Below are 21,801 nucleotides of genomic sequence, written 5' to 3'. Positions count from 1 at the left end.
AACCTTAGCGGATTCCCCGACCGGCTCATAATCGAGCCTTTCGAATTGAATTTCGGCATGCCGAAATTCATCCCGGGAGGGAGGCCGTGCTGGATTGAGGTGCCGCTGACGCGGCGGAGTGGCTGCCGCAGAACCGTTCCGGCTCCGTGACAACTCGGAGAACACTACGGAGCACGTCATCCCATGTCAACTCGGGTCCCCGTGGGTGGCCCCTCCCTCGCGGGAGGGGCCGAGGGGCCTCGTAGGGGGACGGCCGGCTCAGGCCGTGGTCGGGCTGCCGCCGAAGCGTTCGCGGTAGGAGGCCAGGTCTTCTTCCGTGATCTTCGCGAAGAGGACCGGGGGCACGATGAAGGCGGTGCCGGCCGGGACGGTGTCCAGGGACGTGGCCTGGGCGGCGGTCACCCAGGTCGCGGTGTCGTCCGCCAGGGCGAAGGCCCCGCGCATGGCGGCGGCCGACGTCGGGATGAAGGGCTCGGAGACGACCGCGTACAGGTGGATGAGGTTCATCGCGGTGCGCAGGGTGAGCGCGGCGCCCTCGGGATCGGTCTTGATCTCCAGCCAGGGGGCCTTCTCCTCCAGGTAGGAGTTGCCCGCGGACCACAGGGCGCGCAGGGCGGCTGCGGCCTTGCGGAACTGGAGGGCCTCCATGTGCTCCTCGTACTCGGCGAGCAGCTGGGCGATGCCCTCCCCCAGCTTCGCCTCCGCCTCTCCGGCGGGGTGGCCGGCGGGGACCTCGTCGCCGAATCGCTTGCGGGAGAAGGAGAGCACGCGGTTGACGAAGTTGCCGAGGGTGTCGGCGAGGTCCTTGTTGACCGTGGCGGTGAAGTGTTCCCAGGTGAAGGAGGAGTCGTCGGACTCGGGGGCGTTGGCGATGAGGAAATAGCGCCAGTAGTCGCCGGGGAGGATGTCGAGGGCCGCGTCGGTGAAGACGCCGCGCTTCTGCGAGGTGGAGAATTTGCCGCCATAGTAGGTGAGCCAGTTGAAGCCCTTGACGACGTCGACCTTCTTCCACGGTTCGCGGACGCCGATCTCGGTCGCCGGGAACATCACGGTGTGGAAGGGGACGTTGTCCTTCGCCATGAACTGGGTGTAGTGGACGGTGTCGTCCGCCTCGTACCACCACGACTTCCAGTCGCGGGTCTCGCCGTCGGCGGCGGCGTCCGCCCATTCGCGGGTCGCGCCGATGTACTCGATGGGGGCGTCGAACCAGACGTAGAAGACCTTGCCCTCGGCCGCGAGCTCCGGCCAGGTGTCGGCGGGGACGGGGACGCCCCAGTCGAGGTCGCGGGTGATGGCGCGGTCGTTCAGGCCCTCGGTCAGCCACTTGCGGGCGATGGAGGTGGACAGGTGCGGCCACTGGTCGCCGACGGTGGCGATCCACTCCTCGACCTCGTGCTGGAGCTTGGACTGCAGCAGGAAGAGGTGCTTGGTCTCGCGGACCTCCAGGTCCGTGGAGCCGCTGATCGCCGAGCGCGGGTCGATCAGGTCGGTCGGGTCGAGGACGCGGGTGCAGTTCTCGCACTGGTCGCCGCGGGCCTTGTCGTATCCGCAGTGCGGGCAGGTGCCCTCCACGTACCGGTCCGGCAGGAAGCGGCCGTCGACCGGCGAGTACACCTGGCGGATCGCGCGCTCCTCGATGAAGCCGTTCTCGTGGAGCCTGCGCGCGAAGTGCTGGGTGATCTCGGCGTTCTGCGGGGAGGAGCTGCGGCCGAAGTGGTCGAAGGCCAGGGCGAAGCCGTCGTACACGGCCTTCTGCGCGTCGTGCGCCTGCGCGCAGAAGTCGGCGACGCTCAGTCCGGCCTCCTTGGCGGCGAGCTCGGCGGGGGTGCCGTGCTCGTCGGTGGCGCAGATGTAGAGGACGTCGTGACCGCGCCGGCGGAGGTACCGGGAGTACACGTCCGCCGGGAGCATCGACCCGACCATGTTGCCCAGATGCTTGATCCCGTTGATGTAGGGAAGCGCGCTGGTTACCAGGTGGCGGGTCATCCTCGGATGCTCCATTTCGTACGTACGGCGCCGGTGGCGCTGCCACGGCGGGCCCTGTTCGGGAGGCGGCGGGGGACGACGGCGTCGGATGGGGGCGACGGGCGGTCTCCGCAGGCCGTCGGCATCGTATCGAAGGCACCGCGCGTCGCTCGCACCGTTTTTTCCCCGAGGGATCGCCGGGGCGGGGACGAACCGGAAGCTCCTGTCCGGAAACGATCGCCGTGCGGAAGCGGGTCCGCCCGCACCCTCCCCACGATTGGTTGAACCTGCAAGAATCTTGTTCCGGATGCATCCGACCGGACGGACACGGCGGCGCCTGCCCGGCTCCGCCCGCACACGGAAAGATGGGGTACATGGTCTCTTCCCGAGCGAGGAAGCGCGGTGCCGCCGCTGCCGCGGTCATGACGGCGGCTCTGATCGGCATCGGCGCCGGGACGGCGCACGCCGCCGGCTGGCCGCCGTTGCGGCTGGGCGGCCACCTCTACGGCGGGACGAACGGAACGGGTGCCGTGACGGAGGCCGACCTCGGTGACTTCGGTACGTGCCACACGCTGGCGGACCCGGTCTCCTCGGTCCAGATCGCCTCGGGCTCCGCGTCCCTGGTGCTCTACCCGCAGGCCGGGTGCGGCGGTTCCTGGGCGTGGGCCAGCGGTTCGCTGGCCCAGAGCAACCTGCCCGGGCAGGCGCTGAGCTACCGCGTGGTCACGCCGTAGCCGAGACACCGCCGGCCCCGCCCGGGACAGGGGCGGGGCCGGCGGTCGGGTCAGGGCAGCAGGGCCTCGATGAGGTCGGCCGCGTGCGCGGTGCCGCCCTCGGTGCGGGTGGCGGCGCTCAGGCGGGCCGAGCGGCGGGCGACCTCCGGGTCGCCGGTCAGGTCGAGCAAGGCCGCCCTGAGGGTTTCGGCCGTGGCCTCGCCGGTGTCGACACGGCGGGCGACGCCCAGTTCCACGAGCCGGTCGGCGTTCATGAACTGGTCGACGCCCTGGGGCACGGCGATCATCGGGACGCCCGCCCGGAGTCCTTCGCCGCAGCCGCCCATGCCCGCGTGGGTGACGAAGGCGTCCGCGTCCTCCAGGATCGCGCGCTGCGGGACCCAGGGGTGGACCTCGACGTTGGCCGGGATCCCGCCGAGTTCCTTCGGGTCGGTGTGCCGGCCGATCTGGAGGACGACGTGCCAGCCGGGGAGGTCCCCGTACGCCGCCAGGCACTGGCGGTAGAACTCCGGCTGCCGGGTGTACGCCGAGCCCAGGGAGACCAGCAGGACGTTCTCCGCTCCGGCGGGACGGGTCCAGTCGCCTGTCTCCGTACGCGGGTCGAAGCAGGGGCCGACGAAGGTCACCGTGTCGGTGTCGACCCGGTCGGCGTGCGGCTGCATCGCGCCGGGGATCAGGGCCAGGCAGCGCGGCGGGCGCCCGGAGAAGGCGTCCACGTCGGTGGTGGACGCCCCGCAGGCGGCGAGCCACCGCGCGAACTTCGCCCGGTGGGCGTCGGCGCCGGGCAGGGCGCGCAGGTGGGCCCCGATCTCCTCCTCGTACCCCTCCCAGGCCACGAACGTCGGGGACAGCTGGACGAGGGGCCGGCCCTGCTCCTCGGCGAGGGCGCGGGCGGCGTAGGCCCCGATGTCGTACAGGTACAGGTCCGCCGGGTCGTCCCGGTAGGCGGCGCGCAGCTGGGGCAGCGCCTGGACGGCGTCGTCGAGGAAGAGGTCCATCGCGGCGACGGGGTCCTCGGGCCAGTCGTTGTCGGCGACCGGCAGGACCGAGGCGCAGGGGACGAGTTCGGCGCCGGTCGCGGTGATCAGGTCGGCGACCGCGGGGTCGTTGGCGTAGGTGACCCGGTGGCCTCGGGCCACCAGTTCGCGGATGACGTCCAGGCTGGGGCGGATGTGGCTGACGGCGGGGATTCCGGCCATCGCGATGTGGGCACGGCGACGTGACATGGGTGTTCGCTCGCTTCAGGTCTCGGTCTGGAAGGACGGGCAGGCCCGTGCGCCGCCCCCGCCGAGGGTCTCGGTCGCGGGGGCGCGGGGCGTGCGGGGAGGGGAGGCGGGGGGCCGCTTCCCTGCCGTGTCGTCAGCCGTAGATCTGCTGCATGAAGAACATGCCCGTGACCGTACCCCACCGCCGGGGAGGCCCACGAGCGGTTTTCTCCGGCGGGGCCGGGCGGGTGTGCCCCGAGACGCCGGGATCCCGCCCGGCCCGGTCGGTCGGGTCGGACGGGATCGCGTGGGCGTTCTCCCGGGGAGGGTGTGGGGGGCTCAGGGGCGCGGGGCGTGCCGGGTCGCCGTGAAGTGGAGCAGGGCCGCGCTCAGGAAGCCCGCCGCCGCGAACGTCAGCGACTGTACGAGGGAGTCGTCGCGGGCTCCGGCGAGGAGTGCGCCGATCGCCGCGAGGGCCAGGGCGACGGCGGGCAGGGCGCGGGGGTGCGCGGGGGCCGGTTCGCCGGTCGGGGGCAGCAGACGGGTGGCGAGGGCGTAGCAGGCGCAGGCCAGGAGGGCGGAGCCGAGGACGTCGCTGGGCCGGTGGTGGTAGGTGGCCTGGACGGCGGCGGCGGTGACGGCGAACCACAGGGTGCCGACCGTGAGGACGTAGGGGCGCAGCCTCGGGGAGGCGATGAGGGCGGTGCCGAGGGCCAGGGCGGCGGGCACGGCGGCGTGTCCGCTGGGGAAGCTCGCCTCGGTGAGCAGGTCGCTCGCGCCCACCAGGTCGGGGCGGGGCAGGAGCGTCCGGGTGACCTCCTTGGCACCGATCGTGGCCACGACGACCCCGAGCGCCGCGCACCCCTGCCACCAGCGCCGCCGGACCACGGTGACGGCGGCGATGAGCGCGAGGCCCGCGAGCAGGGTGGGCATGGCGCTGTGTTCGAGGGGCGGCAGGGGCGTGGAGCCGTAGACCGCGCCCGAGAGGTCGTAGATCCAGGCGGGTCCGGCGCCGGCGTCGCCGTCGAGCAGGGCGTTCTCCGCCCGCTGTCCGAAGGGGGTGCAGACCGCGAGCAGGTAGAGCGCCAGGAACGCCAGGAGGTGGAGCGGGGCCGGGAGCCACGACCGGGCCGCCGGAGCCGTCCGGGGTGCCGGGGCGGTGGGCCCGGTCGGGGTCAGGAGGTCGTGCTGGGACATCGTTCTTCTCTGTCTGCGGGAGGGGCGGGGCGGGTGGCTCAGCCGAGGAGGGCGCGGTCCTGGCGGCGCTGGGCGGCGATGGCCAGGGCCGGGAGGGGGGCGACGAGGAGCAGGAGGACGACCAGGTCCGGCAGGGACCGCATGAATCCGTCCGGCTGGACGACGATCGCCTGGACGCGGACGAACGCGAACGCCGCGACGGGGATCAGCCAGCGGTGGTCGCCGGTGGCCGCCGTCGCCACCCACGCGGTGAGCAGTCCGGCGATCTCCAGGAGGAACATGCCGCGCTGGAAGGACGGGCTGACGGCGATGACGTGCAGGCCGCCGGCGACGAAGAGGGCGAGCAGGAGGGGGAGCAGCCAGCGGTACGAGTGGCGGCGCAGGCGGCCGGGGCGGCAGAGGGCCAGTACGGCGCAGGCGGCGCACAGGGTCGCGGACAGGACCAGGTCGCGGGCGGTGATCGGGGCGCCGAGGCCGTAGTAGCCGAGGCCGGCCTTGCCCTCGTCGCCGAAGAGCGTGCTGTGGTGGAAGGAGGCGCCCGCGTAGATCATCGTCGCGGCGGCGGGCAGGGCGATCCACGCCTTGCCGCGCAGCAGTGCGAGGAGGCAGACCAGCGGGAGCAGTCCGTAGGGCAGCAGCCGGGTCCTGCCGCCCTCGCCCTCCGCCCAGGGGTACCAGCCGGAGAAGCGGAAGGCGATGGCGTGTGTGCCGGGGTCGATGCGCAGCGCCCAGTGCCAGACGTCCTGGAGGTACGGGACGAGGGCCAGGGCGGCGAGGACGAGGGCGGCCAGGTGGATGCCGTCCAGCCACCAGGGCCGGGCCGTGTCGTCGACGACGGCGCGGGCGCGGGCCTGTACTCCGGCGCGCGTCAGGGCGGCGACCTCGCGGGCCGGGGGCCAGGAGCGGCCGGGGTACGCCTCGGCGAGGCAGGCCAGCAGTTCGTCCCCCTGCCGGGCGCGGTGTTCCTTGGGGTAGGCGGCGAGCAGCAGGCGGTTCACGCGGGGGCCACCCCGGTGTCCCGGGTGCGGCCGAGGACGACGGCCGCCGCCTGCCGCATGCGCAGCGCCTCCCGGTCGAGGGCGGCGGTGCCCTCCTCGGTGAGCAGGTAGTAGCGGCGTGCCCGGCCGTCGACGATCTCTTCTTCGCCGGGGGTGACGAGGCCGGCGCGTTCCAGCCGCTCCAGTGCGCCGTAGAGGGTGCCGACGGCGATGCGGAGCCGGCCGCCGGTGGCCTGCTCGGCGGCCTTGATGATGCCGTAGCCGTGCAGGGGGCCGTCCAGGAGCGCGGCGAGGATGAAGTACTGCGGTTCCGTCAGGGACGGGTTCGGTCGCGTCATGGAGCGAGCATATATCGACGCACGAAGTATCTTTTTCAGACAGGTGGCTCGGAGAGGGTGACATGGCCGACACCCGTCCTCCGCACGGATACGGGGCGGACCCGTGCGGCGGGCGGTCCTCATTCGCGCTACTCGTCGTCGCAGCCCTGCCCGCCGTCGTCGGCCCACGGGTAGGTGTTCTCGTAGGCGCCGGCCGGCCAGTCCGCAAACAGGGTGTGCTCGATCTCGGTCCGTGCCGGTTCCTCGTCGGTCGCCGGGCGGACCAGCGTCGCGGCCCCGTATCCGATCAGGACCCGGTCGTCGTAGTCGAGGGCGCCGGGGACCGGCGCGACGGCGATGTGCACGAGGGCGTCGTCGGGGACGTCCCTGAGCGCTTCCCGCAGCCGGCCCGCCGTCCAGACGAGGGGCCGGTGCTCCTTCTTCTCCGCTTCGCTCTCTGCCATGCGCGGAGGCTATCCCCCTCCCGTTCCGCCGGGGACGGTCGCCTGAGTACGTACCCGCCGGGAGCTGAGCGGGGACTTCCTGTTCCGCCTGGTCCTGGCATCCTGGCCGAGGGCCCGCCGCCGGTGCCCGGTGGCTGGCGGGGCGGCGGGCGGGGCGGCGTTTTCTACAGGGTGCTTCGCCGGTCGCGGTGGAGCGGTGACAGCTGGCTGACGAGGAGCAGGAGCAGACCGGCGAGCAGGAGGCCGGTTCCGCCGAGGAGGCGGGTCTCCTCCGAGACACCGGGCAGCAGGCGCAGGGCGGAGAGGCCCGGCAGCAGGAGCGAGGCGCCGAGGACCAGGGCGCCGGCCCCGTAGAGGCGGGGGCGGGTGACGTGCCGTCGGGAGACGGGCAGGACCCAGCCCGTCCGGAGGGCGGCGACGCCCAGGGTGATCACCAGCAGTCCCATGACCGCGCCCGTTCCCACGACCCATCCCATGGCGTCGCTCCCTTCCCCGTTCCGCGGGGCCCGGTGCGCGGAGCGCGGACCGGGCCGAAGACAGCCGCATTGTCACCGGGCCCGGCGGCGGCCGGTCATGCCGGGGGCCGGAAATCTCGGGGCCGTTCCGCTGCCGTCCTCGCACCGGGCGGGTCCCGGGCAGGTCCCGCCTGAGAAAGAGAGCCTGTGCTCCGGCTTACGCCGGTGCACGCGGCGCATTCGGCGCGGCGTGAGCGCCCCTCGGGCACTCCGCGCGCTCTACCGGCGCGCGGGGGCGGCGGAAATGATGAGCGCACCGCACATGAACCAGGCGATCCGCACCCCCCTGTCCCGCGTCCCACGGACGGGCGGGCGTGCGGCGGAAGGAGCTCATGGTGTTGCTTCTCATCTCCCCGGACGGCGTCGAAGAGGCCCTCGACTGTGCGAAGGCGGCGGAACACCTCGACATCGTGGACGTGAAGAGGCCCGCCGAGGGGTCGCTCGGCGCCAACTTCCCCTGGGTCATCAGGGAGGTCCGGGACGCGGTCCCGGCGGACAAGCCGGTCTCCGCGACCGTCGGGGACGTCCCGTACAAGCCCGGCACGGTCGCGCAGGCCGCGCTCGGCGCGGTGGTCTCCGGCGCCACGTACATCAAGGTCGGCCTCTACGGGTGTACGACGCCCGAGCAGGGCGTCGAGGTGATGCGGGCGGTCGTCCGGGCCGTGAAGGACCACCGTCCGGAGGCCCTGGTGGTCGCCTCCGGTTACGCCGACGCGCACCGCGTCGGCTGCGTCAACCCGCTCTCCGTCCCCGACATCGCCGCCCGGTCCGGTGCCGACGCGGCCATGCTCGACACGGCCGTGAAGGACGGGACGCGGCTGTTCGACCACCTGCCGCCGGACGTCTGCGCCGAGTTCGTCCGGCGCGCCCACGCGGCCGATCTGCTCGCCGCGCTCGCGGGCAGCGTCCGGCAGGCCGACCTCGGGGCGCTGACCCGTATGGGCACGGACATCGTGGGGGTGCGCGGGGCGGTCTGCCAGGGCGGCGACCGCGACGCGGGAAGGATCAGGCCGGACCTGGTGGCCGCCTTCCGGGCCGAGATGGACCGGCAGGCGCGCGAGTACGCGGCCGACGTCGCCGCCGCCGCGAGCTGACGCCGGGATGCCGACGTCCGCGCCCGTACCCCTACCCGGTCCCCGGCCCGATTCCCGTACCGGCCTCCCTCCGGGCTCCGGCTCCGGGGTCGATCCCGGCCTCGATGCCGGCCCCGACTCCCGTACCGGCCCTGTCTCCGGCTCCCGGTCCGAGCCCGTCCCCGGCTCCCAGCTCGATCCCGTATCCGGCTCCCGGCCCGTCCCCGGCTCCCGGCTCGATCCCGTGTCCGTCTCCCGGCCCGATTCCCGCCCCGGTCCCCGGCCCGCGCGGCGGGCGGCTCCCCCGGTCGGTGGCGGTCGGCGGCGGGAGGGGCGGTTCGGTGTCGTCGACCCGGCCACCGGGGAGGTGTTCGCCGAGGCGCCCGACCAGGGGCCGGACGCGTTGGACGGTGTCGTCGAGGAGGCCCGGCGGGCCTGGTACGGCTGGCGGGCCGACCCCGCCGCCCGTACCGCCGCGCTGCTCGCCTCGGCCGACGCCGTGGAGGCGGCCGGCGACGACCTCGCCCGGCTGCTCACCCGGGAGCAGGGCAAGCCGCTCGCCGAGTCGGCGGCGGAGGTCGCCCGCACGGCGGCCCGGCTGCGTTACTTCGCCGGGCTGGCTCCCAGGACCCGGCGGATCGACGACGGCCGGCCGGTGGACAGCGAGGTCCGCTGGCGGTCCCTCGGGCCCGTCGCCGCGATCGTCCCGTGGAACTTCCCGCTCCAGCTCGCGGCGGCGAAGTTCGCGCCCGCGCTGGCGGCGGGCAACACCATGGTCCTCAAGCCGTCGCCGTTCACGCCGCTCGCCACCCGCGCGCTCGGCGCCGTCCTCGCCGCCGCGCTCCCCGAGGGCGTCCTGACGGTCGTCACCGGCCACGAGCCCCTCGGCGCCCGGCTCGCCTCCCACCCGGGGATCCGCCACGTCACCTTCACCGGCTCGGTGCCGACCGGGCGGGCGGTCGCGCGGGCCGCGGCGGACTCGCTGGCGCGGGTCACCCTGGAGCTCGGCGGCAACGACGCGGCCGTCCTGCTGGACGACGTCGAGGTGGACCGGATCGCGGACCGGCTGTTCTGGGCCGCGTTCCGCAACTGCGGTCAGGTCTGCATGGCGGTCAAGCGGGTGTACGTGCCGGCCCGGCTGCACGCCGAAGTCGTCGAGGCCCTCGCACAGCGGGCGCGGAGCGTCGCCGTCGGCCCCGGTCTCGCCCCGGGCACCCGGCTGGGGCCGGTCAACAACGCCGCCCAGCTGGCCCGGGTCGAGCGGGTCACCGAGCGGGCCCTCGCGGACGGCGCGCGGGCCGCGGCCGGGGGCCGGCGGCTGGACCGGCCGGGGTACTTCTTCGCGCCCACCGTCCTCACCGGCGTCCCGCCCGGCAGTCCGGTGGTGACCGAGGAGCAGTTCGGGCCGGTCCTGCCCGTGCTGCCGTACCGGAGCCTCGACGAGGCCGTCGCCGCGGCCAACGGCACCGGTTTCGGCCTGGGCGGCTCGGTGTGGGGCACCGACCTCGACCGGGCCGGGGCGGTGGCGGAGCGGCTCGAATGCGGCACGGCCTGGATCAACCACCATGCCGAGCTGTCCCTCGCCCAGCCCTTCGCGGGCGTCAAGGAGAGCGGCGTCGGCGTCGCGGGCGGGCCGTGGGGGTTCTACGGGAACCTCCGGCCGTTCGTCGTCCACCGCCCCAGGGAGGAGCCGTGACGAGGTTCCGCGCGGCCGTGCTGCGCTCGTACGAGGGGCCGTTCGCGGTCGAGGAGGTGGCCCTGTCCGGGGAGCCGGGGCCCGGTGAGCTGCTGGTGGAGATCGCGGGCTGCGGGATGTGCCGGACCGACCTGGCGGTCCGGCGGTCGGCAGGCCGCAGCCCGCTGCCGGCGGTCCTCGGTCACGAGGGGGCCGGGATCGTGGTGGCGGCGGGCGACGGGCCGGGCGGTGCGATCGGGGTCGGCGACCACGTGGTGCTGAGCTTCGACTCCTGCGGGGACTGCCCCGCCTGCCGGGGCGCGGCCCCCGCCTACTGCGACTCGTTCGCCGCCCTCAACCTCTTCGGCGGGCGCCCGGAGCATCCGCCCCGGTTCACCGACGCGGCCGGGGACGCGCTGGCGCCCCGCTGGTTCGGCCAGTCGTCGTTCGCCCGGTACGCGCTCGTGCGGGCCCGCAACGCCGTCCGGGTCGATCCCGCGCTGCCCCTCGCGCTGCTCGGGCCGCTCGGCTGCGGCTTCCTCACCGGCGCCGGGGCCGTACTGAACTCCTTCCGGGCCGGGCCCGGCGATCCGCTCGTCGTCCTCGGCGCGGGGGCGGTGGGGCTGGCGGCGGTGATGGCGGCCGGGGCCGCCGGCGCGCCGGTCGTGGCCGTCGACCGGCATCCCCGGCGGCTGGCCCTGGCCGAGCGGTTCGGCGCGGTCCCGCTGCCCGCCGGGACGGCCGGGCTGCCCGACCGGATCCGGCGGCTGACCGACGGCGGCGCGCGGTACGCGCTCGACACCACGGCCTCGCCGGAGCTGGTCAACGACGCGCTGCGGGCGCTGCGCCCCACCGGCACCCTCGGCCTGGTGGCCCGGCTGCCCGGCGTGCTGCCGCTCGAACCCGGGACGCTGGACCGGGGCCGCTCCGTCCGCCACATCTGCGAGGGGGACGCGGTCCCCGGACTGCTGATCCCCCGGCTGACCGGGCTGTGGCAGGCCGGGCGGTTCCCCTTCGACCGGCTGATCCGCACCTATCCGCTGTCCGAGGTCAACGAGGCCGAGCGCGACTGCGAGGCGGGCCTCGTGGTCAAACCCGTCCTGATCCCCGAGGGAGGAAGCCGATGAGCGAGACGCGCACGGAGGACACGAAGGACGCGGCGGGCGGGGTACGCGCCGCGGGCGTGGAGGGGGGCGTGGGGCTGACCGCCCTGCTGGTGGCCGCGGCGCGGGCGATCGAGACCCACCGTCCGGACAGCCTGGCCCGGGACGTCTACGCGGAGCACTTCGTGCGGGCCGCGCCGGTGTCCGCGCGGTGGCCGGTACGGCCCCGGCAGGTCCCGGCCGGGGACGGCGACCCGCTGTGGGGGCGGTTCGCCCGCTACTTCGGCCTGCGGACCCGGGTCCTCGACGACTTCCTGCTCCGGTCGACCGGCACGGGCGCCCGCCAGGTGGTGCTGCTGGGCGCGGGCCTGGACAGCCGGGCCTTCCGGCTGGACTGGCCGCCCGGCCTCGTCGTCTACGAGATCGACCGGCCGGGCGTCCTGGCGTTCAAGGAGGGGGTGCTCGCGGACCTTTCGGCGGTCCCCCGGGCGCGGCGGGTGACCGTGCCGGTCGACCTGCGCGACGACTGGGCCGGGGCGCTGACCTCGGCCGGCTTCGACCCGGCCGCGCCAAGCGTCTGGCTGGCCGAGGGCCTGCTGTTCTACCTGCCGGGGCCGGTCGAGACGGGCCTCCTCGGCACGGTGGACCGGCTGACCGCCGGGGGCGGCTCGCTGGCCTTCGAGGTGAAGCTGGAGAAGGACCTGCTGGCGTACCGCGACAGCTCGATCTACACGGCGACGCGGGAGCGGATCGGGATCGACCTGCTCCGCCTCTTCGACCTGGGGCCGCGTCCCGACTCGGCGGGGGCGCTGACCGCCGCGGGCTGGTCCGTCTCGACGTGCACCCCCTTCGGGTTCACGCTCCGGCACGGGCGCGGTCCCCTCCCCGAGCCGAACGACGCGCTGGAGGGGAACCGCTGGGTGTTCGCGCACAAGCGCGGCCGGTGACGGGCGGGCGCGGCCCGGGTCAGGCGGTGGGGACGGTCACCAGCCGGTCGCCCGGGATCCCGGCCTTGTCCGGGGCGTAGTAGTCCTTGATGCCGACGGCCCAGGCGGTGACGGTGACGCGGTCCTCGGCGTCGGGCTCGAAGGCGTCGAAGAGGGAGTGGATGTTGGGCTCCTCGAAGCCGATCGCCGTCATCAGGTCGACGAACAGCGGGCGCTCGATCAGGCCGTCGCCGTCGGGGTCGCCGAGGACCGAGAGGGCCTCGGCGAACTCGGTGACGGTGGGGCCGAAGCGCTCGGGGTCGAGCACGAAGGGGCGGAACTCCTCGACGCTGATCACGCCGTCCCCGTTGGCGTCCAGCTCGGTGGCGAGCGTCTTCCAGTAGCGGCGGAAGGCGGCCCGGATGGCCGCCTTGGCGTCGTCGTCCGACGCGGCGGCCGCCTTCACGACGCGGTCCGCCATGAGGTCGAAGTCCTCGGAGTCGAGGACCCCGTTGCCGTTGGCGTCGAAGAGGGAGAAGACCAGCTCGATCCGCTGGGCGGCCTCGGTTCGCATGTCTGTACACCTGTCTCGCGCGGCCCGTCGCGGCGGGCCTGGTTCACTGCGTGCTCCCCCGTCAACGGCGGCGGGGCACGGAACGTGACGGCGGGGCGCCCCGCACCACCGGGACGGGTGAGGGTGCCGGGAGCGGCGGGGCGCCGGGACCGGGGGCCACCGGTCGGGCGGTGTCAGGTGCGGGTGGTGGGGACGGGGCCGCAGAGCTGGTTGCCCGGGTCGGCGGGGTCGTCGCTGATCCAGAACTCGATCCACAGCGCGGTGAACTCGGGGCGGCTGAGGTAGCCGTCGCCGTCCCGGTCGAGTTGTTCGAAGACGCCGGTGGTGTCGACGCTGCGGCCGTGCCAGGTGTCGACCAGCCGCTGGTGCTCCTCGGGCGAGATGCGGCCGTCGCCGTTCTCGTCGACGGCGTCGAAGATGGTCTCGGCGGTCGCGGCGACGACCTCGCGCATGGTGTGCAGCATGTCCACCATGGTGAGGAGCTCGTCCATGTCGACCCTGCCGTCGTGGTCCGTGTCGACGTGGGTGGCGAGGTGGTCCCACCAGCCCAGTACGACGGTGTCCACGCGTCCGGCGAGTTCGGAGCCCGGCCGGACCCGGGGCAGGGCCCGCCAGCGCTCCGCGAGGGCCTGGAAGTCGCGCTCGTCGAGGTAGCCGTTCCCGTCGGCGTCGAACGCCTGGAACATGTCGAGGAACTTGTCGTGCTGGAACTGACTCGCCACGGGGGGCCTTTCTGTTCTGTCGGGGTCCTGGGCGATCCTGCCCGCAGGCGTCCGCGCCCCAACGGCGTCCGGTGGTGCGCGGGGGCGCGGATGGTCGCCGCCCGCGCGCCGGGTGCTTCGCGCGCCCCGTTTGAACGGGAGGGGTCACCCGCCGGGGTGATCCGTGCCCCTCTGGCCGGCGGGGCGGTGGGCGCGGAGCCGGGCGGCCTGGCGGGTCAGGTGGTCGCGTTCGGCGAGGTTGGTCGCCCGGTGGGCCGCCTCGGCGAACAGCCGTGCCGCCGTCTCCACGTCGCCGGCGCGTTCGTGGAGGTAGGCCGCGGCGGCGGTGTGGCGGGGCAGGGTGTCGTCCAGCGCGGCGAGGGCCGCGAGGCCGGCCCGCGGCCCGTCGGCCTCGCCGACGGCGACCGCGCGGTTGAGCCGGACGACCGGGCTGTCGGTCAGGCGGACCAGTTCGTCGTACCACTCGACGATCTGCGGCCAGTCGGTCTCCTCGGCGGTGGGCGCGTCGGCGTGGAGGGCGGCGATGGCGGCCTGGGCCTGGAACTCGCCCAGGCGGTCGCGGGCGAGGGCCCGCTGGAGGATCCCGATGCCCTCGGCGATGGCCGAGGTGTCCCATCGGGTGCGGTCCTGCGCGGCGAGCGGCACCAGGCAGCCGTCGGGGTCGGTGCGGGCGGGGCGCCGGGCGTGGTGGAGGAGCATGAGGGCGAGCAGTCCGGCCGCCTCGGGGTGGTCGACCCGCGCGGCGAGCTGCCGGGTGAGCCGGATGGCCTCGGCGGCGAGGTCGACGTCCCCGGAGTAGCCCTCGTTGAAGACGAGGTAGAGGACGCGCAGCACGGTGGCGACGTCGCCGGGGCGGTCGAGGCGCACGCCGGAGACGGTGCGCTTGGCCCGGCTGACCCGCTGCGCCATCGTCGCCTCGGGCACCAGGTAGGCGCGGGCGATCTGCCGGGTGGTCAGGCCGCCGACGGCGCGCAGCGTGAGCGCGACGGCGGAGGCGGGGGTGAGGGACGGGTGAGCGCACAGGAAGTACAGCTGGAGGGTGTCGTCCGCGCCGGGCACGGCGCCGGGCGCCGGTTCCTCCTCCACGCGGTCCTCGCGCCGCCGCCGGGCGGTGTCGGCGCGGGCCGCGTCGAGGAACTTGCGCCAGGCCACGGTGACCAGCCAGCCCTTCGGGTCCCGGGGCGGGTCGGCCGGCCAGACCCGGACCGCCTCGACGAGGGCGTCCTGCACGGCGTCCTCGGCCGCCGCGAAGTCGGCTCCGCGGCGGACGAGGGCGGCGAGCACCTCCGGGGTGAGGCTCCTGAGCAGGGATTCGTCGATCGGGGGCATCGTTCCGTGCGGTGCCATGGTGTCCGGTGCCATTCCGTTCGGTGTCGTTCCGTGCGATGCCGTTCCCTGCGGCCTCGTTCCGCGCGGTGCCGTTCCGCGCTCCGGCATCCCGTACTCCGGTGCCCCGTGCGGGGTCATTCCGTGATGACGGGCGGCTCGGTCAGGAAGGGGCGCAGTTCGAGCCACTCGTGAATGGGCTCGCCGCCCGCGCCGGGGGCGGCGGACAGTTCGCCGGCGAGTTCGACCGCGCGGGCGTGGTCGTCGACGTCGATGACCATCCAGCCGGCGATGAGGTCCTTGGTCTCGGCGAACGGTCCGTCGGTGACCGGCGGGCGGCCCTCGCCGTCGTAGCGGACCCACGTGCCCTCGGGGGCGAGCGCCTGGCCGTCGACGAACTCGCCGGTCTTCTCCAGCCGGGCCGCGAAGTCGTTCATGTACCGCATGTGGGCCGCGATCTCCTCGGGGGTCCAGCGGTCCATCGGCACGTCGTTGACCGCGGCCGGGGCGCCTCGGTAGTGCTTCAGCAGCAGGTACTTGGCCATGATCGTTCTCCTCGCTCGTACGACCCCTCGCGGTCGCGCTCACCCCTGGGACGGAGCGGGGCGCGGGTTCTCGACACGGTTCGCCGACTTTTCCCGGATCGTTTCGCACGGCGGGCCGTTCGGGACCGTGTGTCACGGGGGCACATCAGGGAGTGATCGTACGGAACGGCGGCGGGCGGGCCGGGGCGGCCGAGCCGTACGGGGCGAAAAGCCGTGGCTCCGCCCGTACGGGATGCGGCCTGTCGACCCTTTGCCGCTTCTTTCCGCAAGAACATTCCCGGCACTCCGGCACCACTGTCCACCAATCGCCGAGAGGAGGTCTATCCGCGTAGACGCGGGTCCTCCAGAATGACGCCGCACCTGCACGAACACGCCCGCCGCGCGACCGCGCGGCGGTGTTCCCGGCATGCCCGGATCCGGGCAACGCCCTTTTCTGGAGGACGACTTGTTCGCTGGAAGACAGCTCCGCGCGGCACTCACCGGACTCGCCCTGGGCGCCCTCGCCCTGACCACCCTCCAGGGAACCGCGGTGGCGGCCGGGGCGTCCGCCCGCCCGGTCGCGGCGCCCGCCCCGGGTTCGCCGGTCGCCGCGATCGAGGCGGCGACGGCGCGCGCCCTGGCCCGCTCGCTCGGCGAGCCGACGTGGGACCGGCAGGTCGCGAAGGCCGCCCTGGCGGGCGAGGACGTGGACCTGATGACCCTGAGCGGGAAGTCCCGCAGCGCGTCCGCCCAGCGGTTCCGGGCGGTGCTGGCCGGGGCCGAGGCGGATGTCGCCGAGGCGAAGGGGCTCGGCGCGGGCACGCCGTCCCTGCTGCGGGTGGGCCTCGTCGGGCGGGCGGTGGACGCGGCCGCGCTCGCGGACGCGGAGCCGCTGGTCGCGTCGGCGCCCGCCGACGAGGACGCCGAGGTGGTCGTCGCGTACGACAGCGCGGGCAACGCGCACGAGCTGGACGCGGCAAAGGCGCCGGACCGGCCGGTCTACGTCGTCGGCGTCGACGGGGAGGCGGCGCTCGCCGCCGGCCTGCGGGTGATCGACGGGGAACTCGCCGCGCGGGGGCTCACCGCTCCGGCCGCCCCCGCCACGGTCTCCTCCTCCGGCGCCGCCGCCGGTTTCTGGACGACGCGGATCAAGTCGATCAGCGTGGGGGACGTCAAGGAGCCCTGGTTCAAGAGCAGCGCCGAGATCTTCAGCCTGGTCACCGGCTTCGGGACGGACGGCAAGGTCCGCGTCGACACGGTCACCATGCCGTACCTCGACGACGCGGGGACGACGTACTACCCGAACCAGATCCTGGTCAACTGGTCGAACTACAAGTACAGCCTGGCCGACGTGGTCCTGATGGAGGACGACGGGGACACCAACTATTCCTCGCTCGCCAAGGCCCTCGCCGCGGTCCTGCTGACCGTCACCGACCAGGGCGCGTACATCCCGCTCGTCGACGCGATCGTGGACGCCATGCCCGCCTCGTGGTGGACCGACGACCCCGACTACGTCGACTCCTTCTACACCCTGGCCCGGGAGACCGCCGGCAGCCGGGTCGGCGCCGCCGCCAACGCCCGCATGACGGTCGAGCGGTACTACGTCTCCGCGCTCTGACGTACGGCCCCCGGCCGCGGAGCGCGACCCTCCGCGACCGGGGGCGGTTCCCACGGTTCCGGCGGTTCCGAGGACTTCCGAGGACTTCCGGGAAGGGGGCTTGACCTCAACCTTGCTTGAGGAACGAGGCTTTCGCCATGGACACTGACACGTACACCAGTACGCACACGGACACGGACGCCGACGAGACGCTGCGGCGGGTGCGGATGCTGACCGACCGCGCCGAGATCACCGATCTGATGGGCCGCTACCTGCTCTCCCTGGACGAGGGGGTCTTCGACGAGGAGTGGGCCCGCGCCTTCCACACCGAGGACGTCACCGCGGAGATGCCGATCGGGACCGTGCGCGGCCGGGCCGCCGTCCTGGAGCGGATCCGGCGGGGGATGGCCCTGTTCGACCGGACCGTGCACCTGGGCACCGGCCTCACCGTCGAGGTGGACGGCGACCGGGCCACCGCCCGGGGCGCCCAGTTGAGCACGCACATCCTGGCGGACGGCTCGGACGGCCTGTTCGTCTCCGCCGGACACACGGACAGCGAGCTGGTCCGGACGGCCGACGGCTGGCGGATCTCCGCCACGGCGCTGCGCGTGGTGTGGACCCGGGGCACTCCCCCGCGCCTGCCGGACGGCGCCGCCGACTAGTCGGGGCGGCGCGGGGAGGGGATCGTGCCGAGGAGTTCCCAGAGCGGGGCGGAGCCGGCGGCCCAGCGGGCGAGGAGGTCGCGGTCGACCAGGTGGAGGCGCTGGGAGCGGGCGAAGTCGACGGCCCGGCCCGTGAAGCGGCCGTTGGTGACCAGGACGACGACGTCGCCCCCGTGGACGGGGCGTCCGGTGCCGTTGAGGACGTGCAGGTCGGGGGTGCCGACCGGGGCGCCCGCCCGGCCGGCCGCGCGGTGCTTGCACTGGATGACCCAGAGGCGGCCGAAGGGGTCGGTGGCCTTCACGTCGGCGCCGTTGTCCCCCGCGCCGCCGACCCGGTCGGCCCGGGGGCAGCCGTCACGGCGCATCAGGTCCCGTACCGCCTCCTCGAACTGGCGGTGGTGGAGGGCGTCGATCGACGGCAGCGCGTACCGCAGTCCGCGCTCCCGCAGCCGGTTCCGGCGGGCGGCCTCGCGGCGCTGGTGCGCCCACGCGGCGCCGGCCGCCGCCCCGGCGAGCGCCAGGAGGGCCGGGATCCACGGGTGCGCGGCGAGCCACCGCAGCGCGTCGGCCGCCAGGCTCAGCAGCAGGGCGGCCAGCAGGAGGAGGGCCAGCAGTTCGGGCGCCGAGGCCCGCCGGACCCTGCGGACGAACCCGCCCACGCGGGACGCGGAGCCCGTACGGGAAGCGGGGCGCGGGCGGGAAGCGGAGCCCGTACGGGGAGCGGGGCGCGGGCGGCGCGGGGCCGGGCGGCGACGGCCGCCGGGGCGGGGGCGCGCGCTCATGTACGGGCTCCCGCACGGCCGCCCGCGAAGCGGCACGTGGCCCTGACGGCCTCGGGGCCGGGCGCGTCGGGCCCGAAGCCGCCGCGGTCGGGGGCGTCGGGGCCGGGAGGGTGGGGGCGGGCTCGGGTGGTCGGTCGTGTGCCGGTCGTCTCCATGCCGGAATCCGCTCCCGCCGTTCCCGTCCGTCCGCGTCCCGCGCGGCTGCCGGACCAGTGGAGCGGATCGCGGGGCGGGGGCGCAGCCGGTCGGCGGACGTTGGCGGGAACTCCGCCGGACGCTGTCCGGTTGCCGTTCGGACGCCCGTTCTCCCGGCTGGAAGCCTGTTCCCGGCCTCCCGTGTCCCTTGGTCCCGTGGCTCGTTCGACAAGGGGTTCCGTGTATCGAACGGACGTGAGGATACGAGGTGGTTCGTGCGGTCCGGGATGGTGTCGGAGAGTTCGGTGGGCGCGGGCGGGGCCTGTGCCGGGAGGGCCGTCGCCCCGGTGGGGGAGATGAACGCGCTGGACCGCGCGCTGGCGCGCGTCTCGGCCCGGGGGCCCGCCCCGTTCATGGTCGGCCACGTGCTGGACTTCCCCGCCGAATCGTTCACTCTCGACGCGTTGCGGGCCCGCGTGGCCGAGCGGGCGCACGGGCTGGCGGCGCTGGGGGTCGCGGCGGTCCCCGGGGCGCGCGCGTGGACCCGTACCGCACCGCCCGACGCCGGCCTGCACGTCGGCGGGGAGGCGCGGGCGGACGGCCGGCTGGCGGAGGCGACCGACGCGGCCCTGGCCCGGCCGCTGCCCGGCCGCCCGGCACCGGACCGCCCGGGTTCCGGGCTTCTGGTGCCCGGCTGGGACCTGCGGCTGCTGGGCTGCCGGAGCGCGGGGGTGCAGCGGTTGTGCTTCCGCGTCGAGCACGCCGTCACCGACGGCGTCGGCGCGGCGCACCTGCTGGCCGCGCTGCTCGCGGACGGGCCCGTCACCGGGCCGTACCCCTACCGTCCCGTGCCGGGGCGCTCCTCCGCCGGGTGGCTGCGCGGGCAGCCGTTCGGCAGGCCGTCCGTGCGCCGGACGGTCCCGGCCGGGTCGGAGGCAGTGCCGAGCGGGCCGGCGGCCATGGCGTACGCGGACGTCCCGGACGCGCGGCTGCGGGCGGTGGCCGCGCGGTGGGGGGTGGGCGTCAACGACGTGCACCTCGCGTCGGTGGCCGGCGCGCTCGCGGCCTCCCAGCGGCGGCGGGCGGGCCGGGTGCGGGACCTGCGGGTGGTGATGCCGATGTCGGTGCGCACCGGGGCGGCCCGGCTCGCGCCGGGGAACGCCGCGCTCCCGGCGATCGTCCGGCTGCCGTGCGGCGAGCCCCGGCCGGAGCGGCGGCTGGCGGACGTGGCCGCGCAGTCCCTCGGCCACAAGGAGTCCGGACTGCGGGAGGGCGGCTGGCGGGCCCTGTGCCGCGTCCCGCCGCGCCTGCTGGGCCGGACGGTGGAGCGGGCCGGCTTCCGGCTGGCCGCCAGCAGCGTCCATCTGAACGGCGCCTACCGGGTGTTCGGCGCGTCCCTGCTCGCCGGCGGCGTCTTCGCCCTGAACAGCCCCGGGATGCTCGGCTACTTCTCCCTCACCCGGACGGCGGGCACCGCCCGCGTCACGGTCGTCCACGATCCGTCGCTCGCGGGGGCGGCCGATCTGCCCGGCCTGTGGGTGGCGGCCCTGGACGAGCTGGCGGCGCCCTGAGGGGAAGGGTCACTGCACGCTCCAGCGGGGCGGGTGCGCGGGGTCGGCGGGGCAGGCGAAGACGTTGAGCTCGCCGTGGTTCCCGACGGTGACCCCGGTGGGCAGGGCGTGCGGGAAGGGCGGCAGGTCCCGCTCCTCGACCGGGGTCCAGCTGCCGCTCCCGCCGTCCCACTCGGAGCTGTCGACGGTCAGCAGCAGGCGCATGGGGGCGGCGCAGGCCGGGCAGTCCATCGGGGACGGGTCGGTCGCGTGCCAGGAGGCGTATCCGCCCGCGCGCCAGCCCGGCGGGATCGACAGGTCGTACTGGTAGCCGACCGGGTCGGTCTCCTCCCCCGTCTCCTCCTCCCGCTCCTCGGCCTCCTCCTCCAGGGCCTCCTCCCAGGCGTCGATCCGGTCGCGCAGCTCTTCGGGCAGGAGGCCCGCGAAGGGGTAGGTGACGACCCGTTCCGGGTGGAGCGCGCAGGGATCGGGGACGTACCCCTGGTATCCCACGACGGGCGGTGACGGCGGCTCGGTCAGGAGTTCCCCGGCCGCCGTCCGCTCCGCTCCGCGCCAGTGGAGCCGGAGAAAGACGCCGTACCCGGTGGGGCCGTGGGCGTCGAAGGGGCACCAGAACACCTGGAGCAGGTCGTGGCCGTCCGGTCCCTCGGGCAGGTCGGGGACGTCCCGGCGGTACAGCTGCGCGAGGCCGATCATGGGCAGCGGCTCCGTGCCGTCCGACTTCGCGCCGTCGGGTCCCGGCACCCGGTGGGTCCGGTCCCACTCCTCGACGAGGCGCCGCTCCTCCTCGGTCAGCCCCTCGTACGGCTCCCGCTTCCTGGCCTCGGCGAGGAGGTCCCGTTCCCGGCGGATGTCCTCGGGGCGCCGTCCGCGGTCGCGGGGGTGGGCGGCGGTGCAGACCGGCCACGGTTCGTCGGCGGGCCACAGCATCGGCCCGCCGACGGAGCTCTGCGACGCGTCCGGGCGGCCGGGGCGCGGGTGCAGGCGGGTGGTCGTGCCCCGGTGGGCGGCGAGCTCGGGGAAGAGGGCCTCGACGTCGAGCGGGCGCGGGGGCGTGGTCCGTTTCATGGTCACGACCTCAAGTGCCGTCCGGAGGGCGGTGGTTGCCGCCGTCGGGGCCGGGCCCGGTCACGCGGGGCCAGAGGGCGGCCAGGTGGTCGTGGAGGAGGCCGTGCGCCTCGTCGGGGGTGAGGCGGCCGATGAGGACGTGGGCGGTGAGGCCGTCGGCGAGGGCGAGGAGGGTGCGGGCCTTGCGGCGCGCGTCGAGGGGGGCGGCGCGGCCGGCGTCCCCGGCCGCCTCCGCGACGAGGCGGGCGAACGCCTCCTCCAGTGCCGCGTACGACGCGCGCAGCGTCCCGGCGAGCGCCTCGCTGACGGCCGCCTGGGCGACGAAGGCGAGCCAGACCCGGGCTTCGGCGCGGTGCTCCTCGGCGAGGAGCGAGACCTCGGCGACGGCGTGGCCGAGGGTGGTGCCGGCCGACTGGGCGGGGCTGCGGACGAGGCGGGCCCGGACGCGTTCGCCGATGCGGGCGCCGATGTGCCCGAGGGCGAAGACGAGCATCTCCTCCTTGGTGCGGAAGCAGCGCTGGACGGCGCCCATGGAGACCTCGGCGCGGGCGGCGACGTCGCGGAGGGTCACGCCTTCGAGGCCGTGCTCGTCCGCGAGGCGGCAGACGGCCTCCGCGATGAGGCGGCGGCGGCCCGCGTGGTCCACCTGTCTGGGCATCCCGGGTCGT

At 75.0% G+C, this 21,801-nt stretch carries 22 protein-coding genes; 8 read left to right on the top strand and 14 right to left on the bottom strand.

Annotation, left to right across the window (positions count from 1 at the left end; translation table 11 throughout):
• Positions 1-258: 258 nt before the first annotated feature.
• Entirely contained in the window at positions 259-1,986 is a 1,728-nt protein-coding gene (gene metG, locus IE219_RS29410; RefSeq protein WP_189983008.1) for a methionine--tRNA ligase, read from the bottom strand.
• 401 nt (positions 1,987-2,387) lie between these two features.
• On the opposite strand from metG, the gene IE219_RS29405 reads away from it, so the two are divergent.
• Positions 2,388-2,699, top strand: a complete 312-nt coding sequence (locus IE219_RS29405; RefSeq protein WP_229850167.1) for a hypothetical protein — start codon at positions 2,388-2,390, stop codon at positions 2,697-2,699.
• Between the two features lie 50 nt (positions 2,700-2,749).
• On the opposite strand, the gene IE219_RS29400 is transcribed toward IE219_RS29405, so the two are convergent.
• The 6 genes from IE219_RS29400 to IE219_RS29375 form a co-directional block, all read right to left on the bottom strand.
• Positions 2,750-3,925: a macrolide family glycosyltransferase gene (locus tag IE219_RS29400; RefSeq protein ID WP_189983004.1), complete on the bottom strand. Its 1,176-nt coding sequence runs from the start codon at positions 3,923-3,925 to the stop codon at positions 2,750-2,752.
• 318 nt (positions 3,926-4,243) lie between these two features.
• Positions 4,244-5,101 carry a phosphatase PAP2 family protein gene (locus IE219_RS29395; RefSeq protein ID WP_189983002.1) on the bottom strand — a complete coding sequence of 286 codons (858 nt, stop codon included), beginning with the start codon at positions 5,099-5,101 and terminating at the stop codon, positions 4,244-4,246.
• Between the two features lie 38 nt (positions 5,102-5,139).
• Positions 5,140-6,099, bottom strand: coding sequence for a hypothetical protein (locus tag IE219_RS29390; RefSeq protein WP_189983000.1), 960 nt, complete (start codon positions 6,097-6,099; stop codon positions 5,140-5,142).
• On the bottom strand, positions 6,096-6,437 hold the full coding sequence (locus IE219_RS29385) for a PadR family transcriptional regulator (RefSeq protein ID WP_189982998.1): 342 nt from the start codon (positions 6,435-6,437) through the stop codon (positions 6,096-6,098). Before IE219_RS29385 ends, IE219_RS29390 begins: the two co-directional genes overlap by 4 nt.
• A 128-nt stretch (positions 6,438-6,565) precedes the next feature.
• Positions 6,566-6,880 (bottom strand): DUF6225 family protein, encoded by a 315-nt coding sequence (locus IE219_RS29380; protein WP_189982996.1) that lies wholly within the window; start codon positions 6,878-6,880, stop codon positions 6,566-6,568.
• A 164-nt stretch (positions 6,881-7,044) separates the two neighbouring features.
• On the bottom strand, positions 7,045-7,356 hold the full coding sequence (locus tag IE219_RS29375) for a hypothetical protein (protein WP_229850165.1): 312 nt from the start codon (positions 7,354-7,356) through the stop codon (positions 7,045-7,047).
• 374 nt (positions 7,357-7,730) lie between these two features.
• Between IE219_RS29375 and IE219_RS29370 the strand changes: the two genes are divergently transcribed.
• The 4 genes from IE219_RS29370 (at position 7,731) to IE219_RS29355 (ending at position 12,193) form a co-directional block, all read left to right on the top strand.
• Positions 7,731-8,489 (top strand): (5-formylfuran-3-yl)methyl phosphate synthase, encoded by a 759-nt coding sequence (locus IE219_RS29370; protein ID WP_189983020.1) that lies wholly within the window; start codon positions 7,731-7,733, stop codon positions 8,487-8,489.
• Between the two features lie 223 nt (positions 8,490-8,712).
• Entirely contained in the window at positions 8,713-10,164 is a 1,452-nt protein-coding gene (locus IE219_RS29365; RefSeq protein WP_189982994.1) for an aldehyde dehydrogenase family protein, read from the top strand.
• A 17-nt stretch (positions 10,165-10,181) separates the two neighbouring features.
• Positions 10,182-11,270 carry a zinc-binding dehydrogenase gene (locus tag IE219_RS29360; RefSeq protein ID WP_189983019.1) on the top strand — a complete coding sequence of 363 codons (1,089 nt, stop codon included), beginning with the start codon at positions 10,182-10,184 and terminating at the stop codon, positions 11,268-11,270.
• The gene (locus IE219_RS29355; protein ID WP_189982992.1) at positions 11,267-12,193 is read left to right on the top strand and encodes a class I SAM-dependent methyltransferase; all 927 of its coding nucleotides are present in this window, start codon (positions 11,267-11,269) and stop codon (positions 12,191-12,193) included. The genes IE219_RS29360 and IE219_RS29355 overlap by 4 nt, the downstream gene beginning before the upstream one ends.
• Before the next feature lie 19 nt (positions 12,194-12,212).
• Here IE219_RS29355 and IE219_RS29350 read toward each other — a convergent pair whose 3' ends face one another.
• The 4 genes from IE219_RS29350 to IE219_RS29335 all read right to left on the bottom strand — a co-directional run bounded on the left by IE219_RS29350 (position 12,213) and on the right by IE219_RS29335 (position 15,339).
• Positions 12,213-12,746 (bottom strand): EF-hand domain-containing protein, encoded by a 534-nt coding sequence (locus tag IE219_RS29350; protein WP_189982990.1) that lies wholly within the window; start codon positions 12,744-12,746, stop codon positions 12,213-12,215.
• 173 nt (positions 12,747-12,919) lie between these two features.
• The gene (locus tag IE219_RS29345) at positions 12,920-13,468 is read right to left on the bottom strand and encodes an EF-hand domain-containing protein (RefSeq protein ID WP_189982988.1); all 549 of its coding nucleotides are present in this window, start codon (positions 13,466-13,468) and stop codon (positions 12,920-12,922) included.
• A 144-nt stretch (positions 13,469-13,612) separates the two neighbouring features.
• Positions 13,613-14,788 carry an RNA polymerase sigma factor gene (locus tag IE219_RS29340; RefSeq protein ID WP_189983017.1) on the bottom strand — a complete coding sequence of 392 codons (1,176 nt, stop codon included), beginning with the start codon at positions 14,786-14,788 and terminating at the stop codon, positions 13,613-13,615.
• A gap of 143 nt (positions 14,789-14,931) precedes the next feature.
• Positions 14,932-15,339, bottom strand: coding sequence for a YciI family protein (locus tag IE219_RS29335; protein ID WP_189982986.1), 408 nt, complete (start codon positions 15,337-15,339; stop codon positions 14,932-14,934).
• Positions 15,340-15,784: 445 nt separating this feature from the next.
• Here IE219_RS29335 and IE219_RS29330 point away from each other — a divergent pair, with 445 nt between their 5' ends.
• On the top strand, positions 15,785-16,936 hold the full coding sequence (locus IE219_RS29330; RefSeq protein WP_229850162.1) for a DUF3103 family protein: 1,152 nt from the start codon (positions 15,785-15,787) through the stop codon (positions 16,934-16,936).
• A 137-nt stretch (positions 16,937-17,073) separates the two neighbouring features.
• Entirely contained in the window at positions 17,074-17,577 is a 504-nt protein-coding gene (locus IE219_RS29325) for a nuclear transport factor 2 family protein (protein ID WP_189982982.1), read from the top strand.
• On the opposite strand, the gene IE219_RS29320 is transcribed toward IE219_RS29325, so the two are convergent.
• On the bottom strand, positions 17,574-18,236 hold the full coding sequence (locus IE219_RS29320) for a restriction endonuclease (RefSeq protein WP_229850160.1): 663 nt from the start codon (positions 18,234-18,236) through the stop codon (positions 17,574-17,576). The genes IE219_RS29325 and IE219_RS29320 overlap by 4 nt on opposite strands.
• Positions 18,237-18,850: 614 nt before the next feature.
• On the opposite strand from IE219_RS29320, the gene IE219_RS29315 reads away from it, so the two are divergent.
• Positions 18,851-20,065 (top strand): hypothetical protein, encoded by a 1,215-nt coding sequence (locus tag IE219_RS29315; protein ID WP_189982978.1) that lies wholly within the window; start codon positions 18,851-18,853, stop codon positions 20,063-20,065.
• Positions 20,066-20,074: 9 nt separating this feature from the next.
• Here the strand turns inward: IE219_RS29315 and IE219_RS29310 are convergent, their stop codons facing one another.
• Both IE219_RS29310 and IE219_RS29305 read right to left on the bottom strand, forming a co-directional pair.
• Entirely contained in the window at positions 20,075-21,133 is a 1,059-nt protein-coding gene (locus IE219_RS29310) for a hypothetical protein (protein ID WP_189982976.1), read from the bottom strand.
• A 10-nt stretch (positions 21,134-21,143) separates the two neighbouring features.
• On the bottom strand, positions 21,144-21,791 hold the full coding sequence (locus tag IE219_RS29305) for a TetR/AcrR family transcriptional regulator (RefSeq protein ID WP_189982974.1): 648 nt from the start codon (positions 21,789-21,791) through the stop codon (positions 21,144-21,146).
• Positions 21,792-21,801: the final 10 nt, after the last annotated feature.

This window comes from Streptomyces termitum, assembly GCF_014650175.1.
Classification (GTDB): Bacteria; Actinomycetota; Actinomycetes; order Streptomycetales; family Streptomycetaceae; genus Streptomyces; species Streptomyces termitum.
Note: the sequence above shows the minus strand (reverse complement) of the source record. Positions and strands in the feature narration are given on the sequence as shown.

Bases quoted from the DNA above. Each gene is read 5' to 3' on its own strand.
- IE219_RS29355 (WP_189982992.1), top strand. From the start codon at position 11,267: ATGAGCGAGACGCGCACGGAGGACACGAAGGACGCGGCGGGCGGGGTA.
- IE219_RS29315 (WP_189982978.1), top strand. From the start codon at position 18,851: ATGAACGCGCTGGACCGCGCGCTGGCGCGCGTCTCGGCCCGGGGGCCC.
- IE219_RS29405 (WP_229850167.1), top strand. From the start codon at position 2,388: ATGACGGCGGCTCTGATCGGCATCGGCGCCGGGACGGCGCACGCCGCC.
- IE219_RS29310 (WP_189982976.1), bottom strand. From the start codon at position 21,133: ATGAAACGGACCACGCCCCCGCGCCCGCTCGACGTCGAGGCCCTCTTC.
- metG (WP_189983008.1), bottom strand. From the start codon at position 1,986: ATGACCCGCCACCTGGTAACCAGCGCGCTTCCCTACATCAACGGGATC.
- IE219_RS29395 (WP_189983002.1), bottom strand. From the start codon at position 5,101: ATGTCCCAGCACGACCTCCTGACCCCGACCGGGCCCACCGCCCCGGCA.
- IE219_RS29400 (WP_189983004.1), bottom strand. From the start codon at position 3,925: ATGTCACGTCGCCGTGCCCACATCGCGATGGCCGGAATCCCCGCCGTC.
- IE219_RS29325 (WP_189982982.1), top strand. From the start codon at position 17,074: ATGGACACTGACACGTACACCAGTACGCACACGGACACGGACGCCGAC.
- IE219_RS29385 (WP_189982998.1), bottom strand. From the start codon at position 6,437: ATGACGCGACCGAACCCGTCCCTGACGGAACCGCAGTACTTCATCCTC.
- IE219_RS29375 (WP_229850165.1), bottom strand. From the start codon at position 7,356: ATGGGATGGGTCGTGGGAACGGGCGCGGTCATGGGACTGCTGGTGATC.
- IE219_RS29305 (WP_189982974.1), bottom strand. From the start codon at position 21,791: ATGCCCAGACAGGTGGACCACGCGGGCCGCCGCCGCCTCATCGCGGAG.
- IE219_RS29380 (WP_189982996.1), bottom strand. From the start codon at position 6,880: ATGGCAGAGAGCGAAGCGGAGAAGAAGGAGCACCGGCCCCTCGTCTGG.
- IE219_RS29335 (WP_189982986.1), bottom strand. From the start codon at position 15,339: ATGGCCAAGTACCTGCTGCTGAAGCACTACCGAGGCGCCCCGGCCGCG.
- IE219_RS29350 (WP_189982990.1), bottom strand. From the start codon at position 12,746: ATGCGAACCGAGGCCGCCCAGCGGATCGAGCTGGTCTTCTCCCTCTTC.